Source organism: Roseburia zhanii, assembly GCF_014287635.1.
Taxonomy (GTDB): domain Bacteria; phylum Bacillota; class Clostridia; order Lachnospirales; family Lachnospiraceae; genus Roseburia_B; species Roseburia_B zhanii.
In genome coordinates, this window is the sequence record NZ_JACOPH010000001.1 from 372,429 (window position 1) to 385,536 (window position 13,108).

Here is a 13,108-nt window from a genome sequence, read left to right on the forward strand (position 1 = left end):
CACCACATATCATATACAGGGTGCAGGTGCTCCTGCCAAGACGAAAAATTATGTAAACGCTGATGGCGTTTATATTTTTTCGGGAAAAGGTCCGACCTTTTCCGCATCTTGCAAAACCAGTGAACACTACTTTTAGAAAGGATGAAAAAAGCAATGGTACAGATAAAAAGAGATTGGTTTGATACAGAATTTGAAAATTACGAAAGGGGAAAAACGTATGGCAGATGGAAAGAGAAGATATAAGTCTGACAGGAAAGATCATAAGGTATCTGTGAAGCTGTCGGAGAAAGATATGGATATTCTAAAAGCGGCACTTAACCGGACGGGAATGACAGCAAGTGCCTATATAAGAGAATTGATCCGGACGGGCGGCAACATAGATACAAGTTATCCTGAGGACAGGGCAAAAGCAATCCGTATCATAGCAGGTATTGCAAATAATATTAATCAGACGGTAAAGCTTGGCAATTCACAGGGGAGATTGTATTACAGCGATATTGATAAATTGCAGAACAGTCTGGATGATGTAAAGAAAACATTCGGGGAGGTGCTGGAAGTATGGCGATTACAAAGATCTTGAATATAAAAGAGTCAGAAGGTAGAAATCCAGCATCACACCTAAAGAATGCTTTGGAATATATCCAGAATCCGGATAAGACAGAAGAATGTGTACTGGTGGGCGGTATTAACTGCCTGCCGGATACAGCATTTGAGCAGATGGAAGAGACAAAGAATATATTTCATAAGACAGGTAAAAGACAAGGCTATCATGTGATTATATCGTTTTCGCCGGAAGAAAAAGTAACTGCGGAACAGGCAATGTACGTCCTGGAACACTTTGCGAAGGCTGTGCTTGGCGATGATTATGAAGCTGTGTATGCAGTCCATACTGACAGGGAACATATGCATGGGCATCTGATCTGGAACAGTGTCAGCATGACAACCGGCAAGAAATACAATTCACCTAAAAGCAACTGGAAGAACCATCTCCAGCCTATTACAAATAAATATTGTGATGAACTTGGACTTTCCATTATGCCGGCAGAGTACAGCAGGAATCCAAAAAATATCAGCAGGGACAAGTGGGAAAAGGAAATGTCAATGAAAGAGATAATTCTAAGGGATGCCAAGATGTGTGCATATGCAGCCGGGAATGTGGAGCATTTTAAATATATGATGAAAAGACTTGGATATGTATTTAAGAAAGACGCATGGATGGAGGTGCAGGCACCGGGATTTCGGTATTATCATAAACTGGCAAAGCTGGACGAGATGTTTTCAGAAGATATGTTACGGCATTATGTGGATATGCCTTGGATGGCAAAGCCTTACTTTTATTCGTCGGATATCAGGAGACTACACAGGGCGAAGCTGTCACCATTCCAGAAGAAGTTTTATGCAAAGCTATACAGATTAAGGGTTGTAGAACAGAAGCGTTTTGTAGTTTGTGGAGCAAAGTATGCAGAGGATTTGAAGCGGTTTCATCAGTTACAGGATGAATATCTGCTGCTTGTGAATAATGACATCAAAAGTATTGTGGAGCTTATGGATTTCATAAGTGAGAAAGAAGATAGGATTCAGCAGATTGAGGACAGGCAGAAGGAGATATACAGAGAAAGTTCTAGTCGGAAACGCATTATAAAGAATGAAGAGCAGTACCGGGAATATCAGATATGGCACATGGAAGTGCAAGAAGAACTGGATGAGCTGAAGCAGGAGAAGAGAAATGTTAAGAGGCAGATACAGCTTGCTGATGACATTATAAAAGAAGATTTGTATACGGCTTATTATGCGGTGACAGGGAAAGAAGAAATCGTTGCAGACAGGGATGTTGAGATACCGGGGATGGAAGAGAATACTGAGGTTGAGAAAGTGGCGGCAGCAGTTGTTAAGCCTGATGCAAATGTTGAGGTAATGAATCCTAATAATAATCAGAATGAAATAGGCAGACAGAAAGAGCAAACAGATAGTGCGAGAAAACAACAGACTGGTTTAGAGGGTATAGGAATACCAGAGGTTCATAATTCGTCTGATGTGAATGTGGCAAGAATGGACGAAAGTACAACTGATGTAACAGGTAAAAGTGAATTTGTGGAAACTAAAGAAACTGAGCCTGTGGACAAAGCTGGCTGGATTGTCAGGAGAATATCAGAACTTGGTGGTTATGAGAATGTCGGTGATTCTGTTAAGGCTGATGTATTTGGATTTGATATTGCTGATGTAGGCGGTAGCATAAGGTTGTTCTCGGATGTGATGAAAAGGTTGGAGATAAAGCTGGATGGAGATGGGATTTATGAGGAGTTCCAGAGGATTTATGATGAAAGTGTTGGTAGAGATGCTGATAAAGAAAAGGTAAGAGATAAGATAAGGAATAGGGGCAGAGGAAGGTGATTTCTCTGCTGTTATTTTACAGATTGATATAAACAAAAGTAATGAAATTGAATATAATATAGAAAATATGCACAACTAGAGTTTCGAGAAAACGAAAATATTCGTTGCAAATAGTACAAAATTTTCATATAATATAAAATATGTGAAAGTGTTTCTATTATTATAATGGGAGAAAAGATGATTACATATAAGAATTTATGGGATTTAATGAAAAGTAGGAATCTAACAAAGACAGAGTTAATGAAAAGAGCTGGTTTGAGTTCAAGTACTTTTGCAAAGCTTTCGAGAGACGAAATGGTTTCACTTGATGTTTTAGTAAGGTTGTGCAAAGTGTTGAAATGCCAAATTAGTGATATTTGCTTAGTAAATATACAAGAGGATGATGCTGAACTATGAGTAACAAGATTTTAGATATTATTGCATCGGAGACAAATGGTAAAAGTTATAAGACATATAAGTATTGTTTTGATAGTGCGGAGACATCACCCATTGACTACGATGATAATAAACAGATAACCTGGAAAAAATATGGCGAGACGGTTCCACCTAAAGGTACTAAAGACATGAGAGAAGAAGCCGACTTGTTGATGTCAGAAGCTCCATTGTTTTCTTATTTTTTAGATGGGTCAAGGCATACATACAAGGTTGATGATATTGCATATAAAAATCAAGTATATCCAATAGTTGCTGGACAGGTTGGAATTAGCTGTTGCACAAGAATCGATGGAGAGATGAGGGCGTTCAAGTTTGAAAGAAGACTTGCGATTGCGCTACCAAAGGCAGCAAATAAAGATGATTGGAAATCGTCAACATATTTTCCAAATCTTAAAAAGAAGATTAATGAGCAAGGGTATAGGCTTAAAGATAATAACATTGAATTTACGGATGTGATTCCTTATTCGACCAAAAAAGATGAGTTTGAACGTATAGAGAATAAAGCAATTGCAGTTATTCAAGATTTGATGATTAAGCGGGAAGTAAAGATGGTGAGTGAAATGGTTGAACAACATATATTAAATGCGACCAATTATTTGCTTAAAGATGGTTCGCTTGAATATAAAGTTGATGGGATAAAGAGTGCGAGAGAAAAACGTAAATTTGCAGGATATTTTTCATTTGTGGTAGGAGTATCTAAGAGTTTTAACCCAGAAAACTGTGTGGATAAAAATGGTAAAAATAATTCAAATGTAGTAGCGGATTTGCCATTATATCATCGTACGCCTGTTAGCATGTATACATCAGAACGATTACCAGGCATGGCATATGCAGTATGGTATGTGCGAATAAGAGATAAAAAATATACAATAAATACATTTGATGGGATTTTAAAGATAGAAAAGATTCTTACTACAGAGGAACAGATGGAAAATGGATTGGATACAGAAGAGGTCGATCTTATTACAGCCAATATTATAAATGAAAGGAATCCGGTTTGTTATGGAGTGGACAATAGGTGGGCTAATCATTTATATCCAGTATATATTACAGAATGTTATGCAAAAAGCAAATATATGAGTACAACAATGTTTATGAACTTATTTTAGGAGATAAAACGATGGGAAAAGTAATCGGAAAAGTTATAGCCACAGAAAAAAATCCTTCAACAATTGATAATTTTTATTTTTGGACAAAGCAAGATATGATTTTAAATCCTTTTGATGTGGTGAAAATCGGACATTTGGAGAATAGTGTATCATATGGAGTTATAGAAGAAATCTCTCATATTACCGATACTGCGAATTTTCTTTCAGATTATATTTCAAATGATTTTGGTCAAGTTAATACTACTGAAAGGACACATAGAATTGGAATGAATTATGTTAAGTCTAGTGTAATTGGAAATAATAAAAATATTTATATACCATTGCTTAATGATGCTAAAGTTGAGTTGGCTGAAGAAGAAGAGATTGCAGAGGCATTGGGATTAAATAAGGTGAAAAATCCAGTTACTTGTGGATATTTAGAAATGTATAACAATAAAGATAAAATTACACTTCCAGTTAAAATGGATTCTAGATTTTTGATTGGACCAGAAGGAGCACATTTGAATATTTCAGGTATTTCTGGACTTGCGGCAAAGACATCTTATGCAATGTTCCTTCTTAAGGCTATTCAGGATAAGTGTTATGAAGCAGATTCAGAAGATGATGTAGCATTTGTTTTTTTTAATGTTAAGGGAAAGGATTTACTTGCAATTGATCAGCCAGCAGAATTTGATAAAGAGAGTGACAAGGAACGGGTATATGGTCAATATACAAAACTTGGATTAACTACATTACCTTTTAGAAATGTTCATTACTATTATCCATATTCTGAAAGAAAGGTTGGTAATACATACCTTTCTACAGAGGTATACAATGAACAGTGTATTAATGGAACTGCAAAATTGTATAAATATGATTGCGAAGATGATATGAAAAAATTGGACATGCTATTTGCTAGTATAGAGGATCCAAATCAGACAATGGATTCTATAATCAATTATATTGCAAATGAACAGGGAAATTTTAGAGGGTTAGATGATTGGGCAGATTTTCTTGAAGTGGTAAAGGAGAACTGCCAAGCAGGAAAGAAAAATGATGAGATTTCGGTTGGAAGTTGGAGAAAGTTTAATCGTATTATTAGAAATTCTATTTATAATAATCCAATGTTTGGACGAATTGCAGATGATAATGAACAGACAAGATTAGAGGACTCGTTAAAGCATATAAAGAAGAATGAGGTTCATGTTATAGATATAGCAAAGTTAAATGAAGATATGCAGGGATTTGTTTTTGGTGATGCGATTAGAACAATATATGACTTACAGTTAGGACAATATAGCGATGAGGACGATGTTAACCCACCAAAAAAGGTAGTGATTTTTATTGATGAATTAAATAAGTATGCATCTCAAGATACACCAAAATCTTCGCCTATTTTACATCAAGTGCTTGATATAGCTGAACGTGGTCGATCATTGGGGATTGTTTTATTTTCAGCGGAGCAGTTTAGAAGTGCAATACATTCAAGAGTGACAGGAAATTGTTCTACGCATGCATATGGAAGAACTAATGCGATAGAAATCGCAAAGCCAGATTATAAGTTTGTCCCATCAGTTTATAAGAATATGATGACACGATTAAAACAGGGAGAATATATTGTTCAGAATCCAATTTTTAGATCACTTCTCAGCATTAAGTTTCCTGAGCCAATATATAAGCAGTATAAACAATAAATAAGAAGAGGAGGTAACATTATGGCTGAGATTGGAAAGAATGTAATTGAAAATTTGACTACAGCAATGTACGAGAATGCATATACTGTATATCGTGAATACATACAGAATTCGGCTGATTCGATAGATAAAGCAATTGCAGCGGGCGTTGTTAACGAAAAGGATGCAATTATAGATATTAATATTGAATACAATAAAAGACGAATTACAATAAATGATAATGCTATGGGGATACCAGCTGAAATGTTTGTTAAGAAATTGACAGATATTGCGGATTCCCAAAAAGATAGAACTAAGGAAAAAGGATTTCGTGGAATAGGTAGACTGGCGGGAGTTGGATATTGCGATACATTAATCTTTAAGTCTTCATACAAAGGTGAAAATGTGGAATCGGTTATTGAGTGGGATGGAAAGAAATTACGAGATGTTCTAGCAGATACAACACAACATCCTTCAGCAGCAGATTTCGTTGATGATATAACTTATTCTTATCAGAACAAAGCAAATGTGGATGATCATTACTTTGAAGTAATAATGGAAGGAGTAATTCCAGAAAGCGATGACCTTTTAGATAAGGCGGTTGTTATTGAATATCTTGAATCAGTAGCACCAATTCCATTTGCATCATGGTTTATATATAAGTCAAAAATTTATGAATTTTGTAGAAATAATAACTTGAAAATCGACGAATATACGATTCAAGTTAATGGTAATCAATTATTTAAACCATATAAAACGAAAATTTATGATGGAACATCAGGTTCAACAAAGGTTGTTGACGAGATTAAAGATGTTGAATTTAAAGAATTTTATGCTTCAGATGGAAGAAAACTTGCTTGGATGTGGTTTGGAATTTCCAAATTTGAACAACAGATAAAGCCAATGAATAAAATGAGGGGTATAAGGCTTCGAAAAGAAAATATTCAGATAGGCGATGAGAATACATTAGGAGCATCTCCTAAGTTTTTCAAGGAATCTAGAGGAAATTGCTATTTTGTTGGCGAAGTTTATGCTGTAGATAGCGAATTGATTCCGAATGCCCGAAGAGATTATTTTAAGACAAATGCAACAACAAAGGAGTTTGAAGTTGAAGTAAGAAAAGTTTTATACAATGAGTTGTATAAAACATATCATTATGCAAATCAAGTAAAAAAGGCATTTCAGTCTCAGACAGATTATGAAAGAAAGGCCGTAGAATATGATAAAAAGGTAAGTGAAGCAGGATTTGTTGATGAAAAAGACAAAGAAAAGGCAAAGAAAGATTTAGAAACTGCAAAAGAAAAGGCAGAAAAAAGTGTTCGAACCATTGAATTACGTGAACAGGATGCAAATGAAAATATAACCTTAAATAGAGTATTTAATGAAATAAAAGAGAGCTATCGACCTGAAATATCAAATACAGTGATTTCAGTTGATTCTGTTAAGCAGGAAGAAAAGAATAAGAAAGAAGACAAAAAGTATTTAACACAGAATTTATCAAAATATAATAAGAGAGAGCAGAAGCTTATATCAAAAGTATATTCCATTCTACAGGCTATTTTGCCGAAAGATATGGCTGATATGGTTGTAGCTAAAATACAGGAAGAGTTGAGTAAATGAGCAGGAAAGTATTACTTGTCGAACCCAATTACAAGAATAAATACCCTCCAATGGGATTAATGAAAATTGCAACATATTACAGAAATCTTGGGGATGATGTGACCTTTTTTAAAGGTGATTTAAGAGATTTAGTTTTAGATGATACTTATGAAGATTTAAAAACACAGTTGTACGCTAATGATTCGTCTATTATGTGGGAAAAATATAAACCACATATTTGTATGTATTTGAAAAAGGGGTTAAAGGATGAATTTGATCAGATTCCATTGTCGAATGAAAATGTGATAATTAAGAGTTTGCTAGAATATTATAGAAAATATTTTTATAAAAAAGAATATTTTAAACCGGAAAATAGAAAATATGACAGGGTTGGAATTACAACCTTGTTTACTTTTTATTGGGATATTACAATCAAAACCATTAATTTTGCAAAACAACTTTGTAAGACTCCAGAAGGAGTAATGGTTGGGGGAGTAATGGCAACTATTTTGGCAGATAGGGTAGAGGAGGAAACTGGTATAAAGCCTTACAAAGGAACTTTAAGTAAGCCAGGAGTATTAGATGATAATGATATGATTATTGATACTTTGCCATTGGACTATTCAATTTTAGAAGAAATAGATTATAAGTATCCAGCAAGTGATGGATATTTGGCATATATGACAAGAGGGTGCATTAATAAGTGTGCTTTTTGTGCGGTACCTAAACTTGAACCAGAATATAAGAGTTATTTACCAATTGCTGAACAGGTTAAATGGGCAAGTGAACGGTTTGGTGGTAAAAAAGATCTTTTATTATTAGATAACAATGTTTTGGCATCCTGCCAATATACACAAATAATAGATGAGATTAAGAACGCTGGCTTTACTACAGATGCCACTTTTGTAGAGCCCAATATGTTTGAGGTAGCCATTAAGAATTTGCGTGATGGATATAATGAAAAGGCATATATAAAGAGAGTGGTACGTGAATACAAAATGCTTATAGAAAAAATGGGCTCAAAAATTCAAGACGTATATGATCTTCTTGAAAGTAATAATCTTTTGGAAACATATACGGCAAAAAAAGAGGCTATTTTAGCAACTTACGAAACATTGAAACCATATTTTGATGAAATTTATAGTAAAAAAAGACCGCGCAAGAGATATGTTGATTTCAATCAAGGCATAGATTCTCGACTGATTACGGACGAGAATATGGAAAAATTATTTGAAATTTCAATTAGACCAGTAAGAATAGCATTTGATCATTGGGAATTGCATGAAATATATGAAAAATCTATAAGAACTGCAGTTAAACATGGTCATACTAATTTGTCTAATTATGTACTATATAATTTCAAAGATAAGCCAGTTGAACTTTATAAGAGATTACGATTAAATGTTGATTTATGTGAAGAATTGGGCGTTAGTATCTATTCATTTCCAATGAAATATCATCCTATTGAGGATCCAGAGTATTTTAGTAATAGAGATTATATTGGGGAACATTGGAATAGAAAATTCATAAGAACAATACAAGCTGTTTTGAACTCAACCAAAGGAAAAGTGGGTAAGGGATTGTCTTTTTTTAAAAAGGCATTTGGTGCTGACGAAGAAGAATTTGAAAAATTATTATATATGCCAGAGGCAATGATTATATATCGTTTGTATTTTGAAGATACAGGTATTACGCAAAAGTGGTGGGAGTGTTTTTGTAGTTTAAATGAAAATCAGTTAACACAAGCAAAAGAAATAATTCATACTAATATTTTTGATTCATATGAAGAAACAATCTCAGATCCAAAAGTGTTAGAATTATTGTCTTTTTACAAAATAACTAGAGATGATGCTGAAAAAGCTATGAAAAGATAATATGTCAGTGAAAATTAGTATGAAATTGTTTTAAGATAATAATTGTAAAGGAATGGAGATGACACTATGGAACTTGAAATGAATGTAGAAGATTTATTAAACAAAAGAAAATTAGAATCAGACCGAATAGAGTTTAAGACTGGGTGGAATCCTGATGATATCTACCATAGTGTCTGTGCATTTGCGAATGATTATAATAATGATGGCGGAGGTTATATTGTTGTAGGTGTTGAGGAAGAGAATGGTGTTGCCAAGCGTCCGGTAAAGGGCTTACCTGAATATATGTTGGATTCAATACAGAAAGATATGTTGGGTTACAATAATTTGATTTCTCCTCCCTACTTTCCACAGGGAATACCAGCAGAAGTGGATGGGAAATGGATTCTTGTAATTGTTGTCAGAACAGGACAGCAGCGACCTTATAAATCACCAGAGCACGTAACAAGTAAGAAAGAGAAGAAGTACAATTATTATATTCGTTATCAGACAAGTTCTGTTAAGGCAAATAGTGAACAGGAGCGAGAACTGATTAATATGTCAGATCAAACCCCGTTTGATTGTAGAGCAAACCATAAGGCAACATTTGAGGATATTTCACCGGTGCTGTTAGAAGATCATTTGAGAAAAACTGGTAGTAAGCTTGCTAAACAGGTAAGGGAACGTGGTGTTGAGGAAATACTTAATGATATGCAGCTATTGGTTGGTCCTCCAGAACTCAGATATATTCAGAATGTGGCAATTATGATGTTCTGTGAGCATCCAGAAAAATTCTTTGGATATACTTATGTACAGATGACCTCTTTTCCTGAAGGAAGCGTTGAAAATCCAAGTATTAGTGAAGATTTCCCTAATATTACAGGTTCGGTGCCTCAGATGATTCAGGCAACAATGGAAAGATTTCGTAATTTGATTATTCGAGAAAAGGTAATTAAAGTACCAAATCAGATGGAGGCATTAAGGATATTCAATTATCCATATCAGGCAATAGAGGAGGCTGTGGTAAATGCTTTTTATCACAGAGATTATATGTCCTTTGAACCAGTAACTATAGAGATAGAGCCGGATTGCATAAATATTATGAATTTTCCGGGGATAGACAGATCTATTTCAGAAAAAACGATAGCTGAGGGAAAGAGATTTGTTTCGAGATATTATAGAAATAGACGACTTGGAGAGTTTTTAAAAGAACTGGATTTATCAGAGGGACATTCTTCTGGCATACCAACAATACAGGAAGAACTTGAAAAGAATGGTTCCCCTAGAGCGGAATTCTTTACCGATGAAGATAGACGAGCTATGAGAATAAGGATTCCAATTCACCCGGCATTTTTGGAAGCGGATGGTGAAGTTTTGCTGCCAGATAGCTATGAGAAAGCGACGAAAAAATCATCAAAGAAAAAGATAGAACAATATGAAAAAATCTTAAAATTATTAAATGATGGTGAATGGCACAAAACAGCTGAAATAGCTGATAATCTGGGATTAAAAGATACTAGGACAAAGGAATTGTTAAAGGAATTAATTGCACTTGATAAACTCATTGATAATGGGAAAACAAAAGGTAAGTTGTATAGACTAAAATAATTCGTCGCTTTTTTCGTTGAAAAAGCGACGAAAAAAGCGACGAAAAAAAATTGTTGGGAGTTGAGGTGAAAACGGCAAGCCGATTGCTGTCAAAAGCGGAAAAGCTAAGTATTCTTAATGGGGAATGTAAGACGAAGAATAAGGTGTATTTTAGAAAGTAATGTAAATATAAGTTGTTTTGGAGAAAATTGCAGATGGATAAAGAATAATTTTTGAGGATACAGCAGACTGATAATGTGTTATTAAGAAATGGAATAGCGAATAGATTGGAATATAAAGCTAGTATAATTGTGAGGCAAAATAATAGTTTTATCTGAAAATCAATGGTGATGAGTAGCTGTATGTAATTTATTATTCATTTATGGAGGACTTAATGGAATATTTACAATTATCTTTTCTCCCAACTGTCGAGGGAGATGAGAACAATGGAAAGATAGAGGACAATAAACAAAAAAACTTAAAAGAAAAAAATCAGTTTATATCTGAAAGGTTAAAGAACGAGTTTGATATTATGGCATTACCTTTTTTGGGATGTAATTTTGATTCAATATATCCCAAATTGGCAGAAATAATACCTAGAGAGCAAATAGTTTTTGATTCATTTGGACAGAATATCTTGATTATGTCGGAAATTGTTTGTGCAGGTATTTGTCATCAGATGAATTGGGATTATCTTAGAAGTGCAATATATAATAAGTTGCAAGAGGATTACAATTGGATTTTACCACATAGATTGGTACATATTGAGGAAAATGAAGTTGCAGAGTTGTTTCGTTCATATAATAAACCAGAAAGAGTTCGTGCAAAAGAGCGGACAAGAATTTTGAGAGAAATAGGAGAATGGGCACAAGCATTTAGTGATATATCTTCAATTTTTCTTGATAGTAGTGGTAATTTGTTGTCCCAAATTAATGTTCGAAAGAATCTATTGTTATGCAATGTTTTTGCAATGGATATTGAAGAGAAAAAAATGCAATTATTACTTCAAAAAATGTCTTCATACAAAACGTTCGAGGGCTTAGTTGGATATTGTCAGCCGGCGATAGATTATCATCTTATACGTACTTATTTAAGAAGAGGTTTATTATTTGCAAAAACAGAATATGCAAAAGAATATATTGTGAACCAAACCGCAGAGAGAAAGGAAAGCACGATTGCGGCAGTTCGACATTTGTGTGCTGAACTAATGCTTGATATATGTGCATATAGTGGTTTAAATGTAAATTGTATTAATCAAATTGACTGGCATATCGGCAGGTCAATTTGTTTACAAGAGAAACCAGATTGTAATTTGGAAGAAAAAGAATCACAGTGGTTACGTCCATATTTTACAGCTTGTCCATTTTGTGATACTTGTGCTGCAAAATGTGGAAATTCTGATTTGCTTGAGATGAAAGAACCAGTATACAAAGGTTCTAGCTATTAAAGGGAGGACATAAGTGGAAATTATAGGATATGATTTACTGGGAGAAGATACTGTAGATGGCTTAAGATTTGCATGGAAATGTGATAAAATTGCTAATTATGTAGAAAGTGCAGCCTTCACAAACCGTTCAAAAGGAAAAAGTGAAAATATTTGTGGATATACAACTTCAGTAAGTGCAGGATGTATATTAAGAGTACAAGGACTTCCGTGCGCTTTTTGTAGAACCGGAAATGTTTTACCATATGGTAGATTATTGACATGTAAAGAGATCGCTCAACAAAATGTGTTTATGGTACTTGCGGATATGTTGTGTGAAGAACATCCAGAATTAAGAGATAAGGAAAGAGAATTTGCCTATATGGGTCAGGGAGAGCCTGGGTTTTCTTATGCGCAAGTACGCATGGCTATCGAAATAACGAACCAAGTCATGCGTGAATTAGGTCAAAAAGTATGTAGGCATATTTTTGCTACATGTGGAATACCAGAATCAATAAAATGTTATAAAGATGATGTGGAAAATTATTTTACTGAAAAGGTTACGCTTCATTTATCAGTACATTCATTATATGGACGAGATATGCTCATGCCTATTAATAGAATATATCCGATTCAAGAATCAATTTCATTAATGAAGGATATAAGAAAAAAAACAGGCGAGAAGCCTTGTATAGGTATAATGCTATTTAACAATTTTTCTTCAAAAAAGGGAATATGTAACTATAAAAATGATGTCAATGCTGTGTTACCGATTTTGGATTTATTAGATCCAGAGGATTACCGACTTAGCTTTTGTGAGTATAATCCAATTGAGGAAATTAGTGAATCTGCTCCATATTGTTATGATGAAGCAAGGGAAGTTATTGAAATTGCTCAGGAAAGAGGATTTGAAGCCAAGTACTTTTCATCTTTTGGTAAAGAAAAGAAATCTGCCTGTGGTATGCTTGGAGGAAAAGAACCAGATAATATCGCATCACAAAAATGGAAAGAACTTAATGCGAGAGCTGTTGAATTAGTTAATAAATATATGAATTGAGGTGA

General features: G+C 34.2%; 10 protein-coding genes. All 10 read left to right on the top strand.

The annotated features are described in order from the left end of the window. The first annotated feature begins 217 nt into the window (after positions 1-217). The 10 genes from H8S17_RS01740 (at position 218) to H8S17_RS01785 (ending at position 13,103) form a co-directional block, all read left to right on the top strand. A complete protein-coding gene (locus tag H8S17_RS01740) occupies positions 218-580 on the top strand; it encodes a plasmid mobilization protein (RefSeq protein WP_118149106.1) in 363 nt (120 codons plus the stop codon). Beyond that, complete coding sequence (locus tag H8S17_RS01745) at positions 559-2,391, top strand: relaxase/mobilization nuclease domain-containing protein (RefSeq protein WP_186865961.1); 1,833 nt, start codon at positions 559-561, stop codon at positions 2,389-2,391. The genes H8S17_RS01740 and H8S17_RS01745 overlap by 22 nt, the downstream gene beginning before the upstream one ends. A 177-nt stretch (positions 2,392-2,568) precedes the next feature. After that, the gene (locus tag H8S17_RS01750) at positions 2,569-2,787 is read left to right on the top strand and encodes a helix-turn-helix domain-containing protein (RefSeq protein ID WP_186865962.1); all 219 of its coding nucleotides are present in this window, start codon (positions 2,569-2,571) and stop codon (positions 2,785-2,787) included. Beyond that, complete coding sequence (locus tag H8S17_RS01755; RefSeq protein WP_186865963.1) at positions 2,784-3,935, top strand: hypothetical protein; 1,152 nt, start codon at positions 2,784-2,786, stop codon at positions 3,933-3,935. The genes H8S17_RS01750 and H8S17_RS01755 overlap by 4 nt, the downstream gene beginning before the upstream one ends. 11 nt (positions 3,936-3,946) lie before the next feature. Continuing rightward, positions 3,947-5,608 (top strand): ATP-binding protein, encoded by a 1,662-nt coding sequence (locus H8S17_RS01760; protein WP_186865964.1) that lies wholly within the window; start codon positions 3,947-3,949, stop codon positions 5,606-5,608. Positions 5,609-5,629: 21 nt separating this feature from the next. Continuing rightward, entirely contained in the window at positions 5,630-7,207 is a 1,578-nt protein-coding gene (locus H8S17_RS01765; protein WP_186865965.1) for an ATP-binding protein, read from the top strand. Next, on the top strand, positions 7,204-9,060 hold the full coding sequence (locus H8S17_RS01770; protein ID WP_186865966.1) for a hypothetical protein: 1,857 nt from the start codon (positions 7,204-7,206) through the stop codon (positions 9,058-9,060). The genes H8S17_RS01765 and H8S17_RS01770 overlap by 4 nt, the downstream gene beginning before the upstream one ends. Before the next feature lie 66 nt (positions 9,061-9,126). Further along, on the top strand, positions 9,127-10,644 hold the full coding sequence (locus tag H8S17_RS01775; RefSeq protein ID WP_186865967.1) for an RNA-binding domain-containing protein: 1,518 nt from the start codon (positions 9,127-9,129) through the stop codon (positions 10,642-10,644). 373 nt (positions 10,645-11,017) lie between these two features. Continuing rightward, positions 11,018-12,070 (top strand): hypothetical protein, encoded by a 1,053-nt coding sequence (locus tag H8S17_RS01780; RefSeq protein ID WP_186865968.1) that lies wholly within the window; start codon positions 11,018-11,020, stop codon positions 12,068-12,070. A 13-nt stretch (positions 12,071-12,083) separates the two neighbouring features. Beyond that, positions 12,084-13,103, top strand: coding sequence for a hypothetical protein (locus H8S17_RS01785; protein WP_186865969.1), 1,020 nt, complete (start codon positions 12,084-12,086; stop codon positions 13,101-13,103). The last annotated feature ends 5 nt before the right edge of the window (positions 13,104-13,108 follow it).

What these genes read in the sequence shown, in the direction of transcription:
- H8S17_RS01775 (WP_186865967.1), top strand. Translation starts at nt 9,127, where the DNA reads ATGGAACTTGAAATGAATGTAGAAGATTTATTAAACAAAAGAAAATTA.
- H8S17_RS01745 (WP_186865961.1), top strand. Translation starts at nt 559, where the DNA reads ATGGCGATTACAAAGATCTTGAATATAAAAGAGTCAGAAGGTAGAAAT.
- H8S17_RS01750 (WP_186865962.1), top strand. Translation starts at nt 2,569, where the DNA reads ATGATTACATATAAGAATTTATGGGATTTAATGAAAAGTAGGAATCTA.
- H8S17_RS01765 (WP_186865965.1), top strand. Translation starts at nt 5,630, where the DNA reads ATGGCTGAGATTGGAAAGAATGTAATTGAAAATTTGACTACAGCAATG.
- H8S17_RS01770 (WP_186865966.1), top strand. Translation starts at nt 7,204, where the DNA reads ATGAGCAGGAAAGTATTACTTGTCGAACCCAATTACAAGAATAAATAC.
- H8S17_RS01760 (WP_186865964.1), top strand. Translation starts at nt 3,947, where the DNA reads ATGGGAAAAGTAATCGGAAAAGTTATAGCCACAGAAAAAAATCCTTCA.
- H8S17_RS01740 (WP_118149106.1), top strand. Translation starts at nt 218, where the DNA reads ATGGCAGATGGAAAGAGAAGATATAAGTCTGACAGGAAAGATCATAAG.
- H8S17_RS01780 (WP_186865968.1), top strand. Translation starts at nt 11,018, where the DNA reads ATGGAATATTTACAATTATCTTTTCTCCCAACTGTCGAGGGAGATGAG.
- H8S17_RS01755 (WP_186865963.1), top strand. Translation starts at nt 2,784, where the DNA reads ATGAGTAACAAGATTTTAGATATTATTGCATCGGAGACAAATGGTAAA.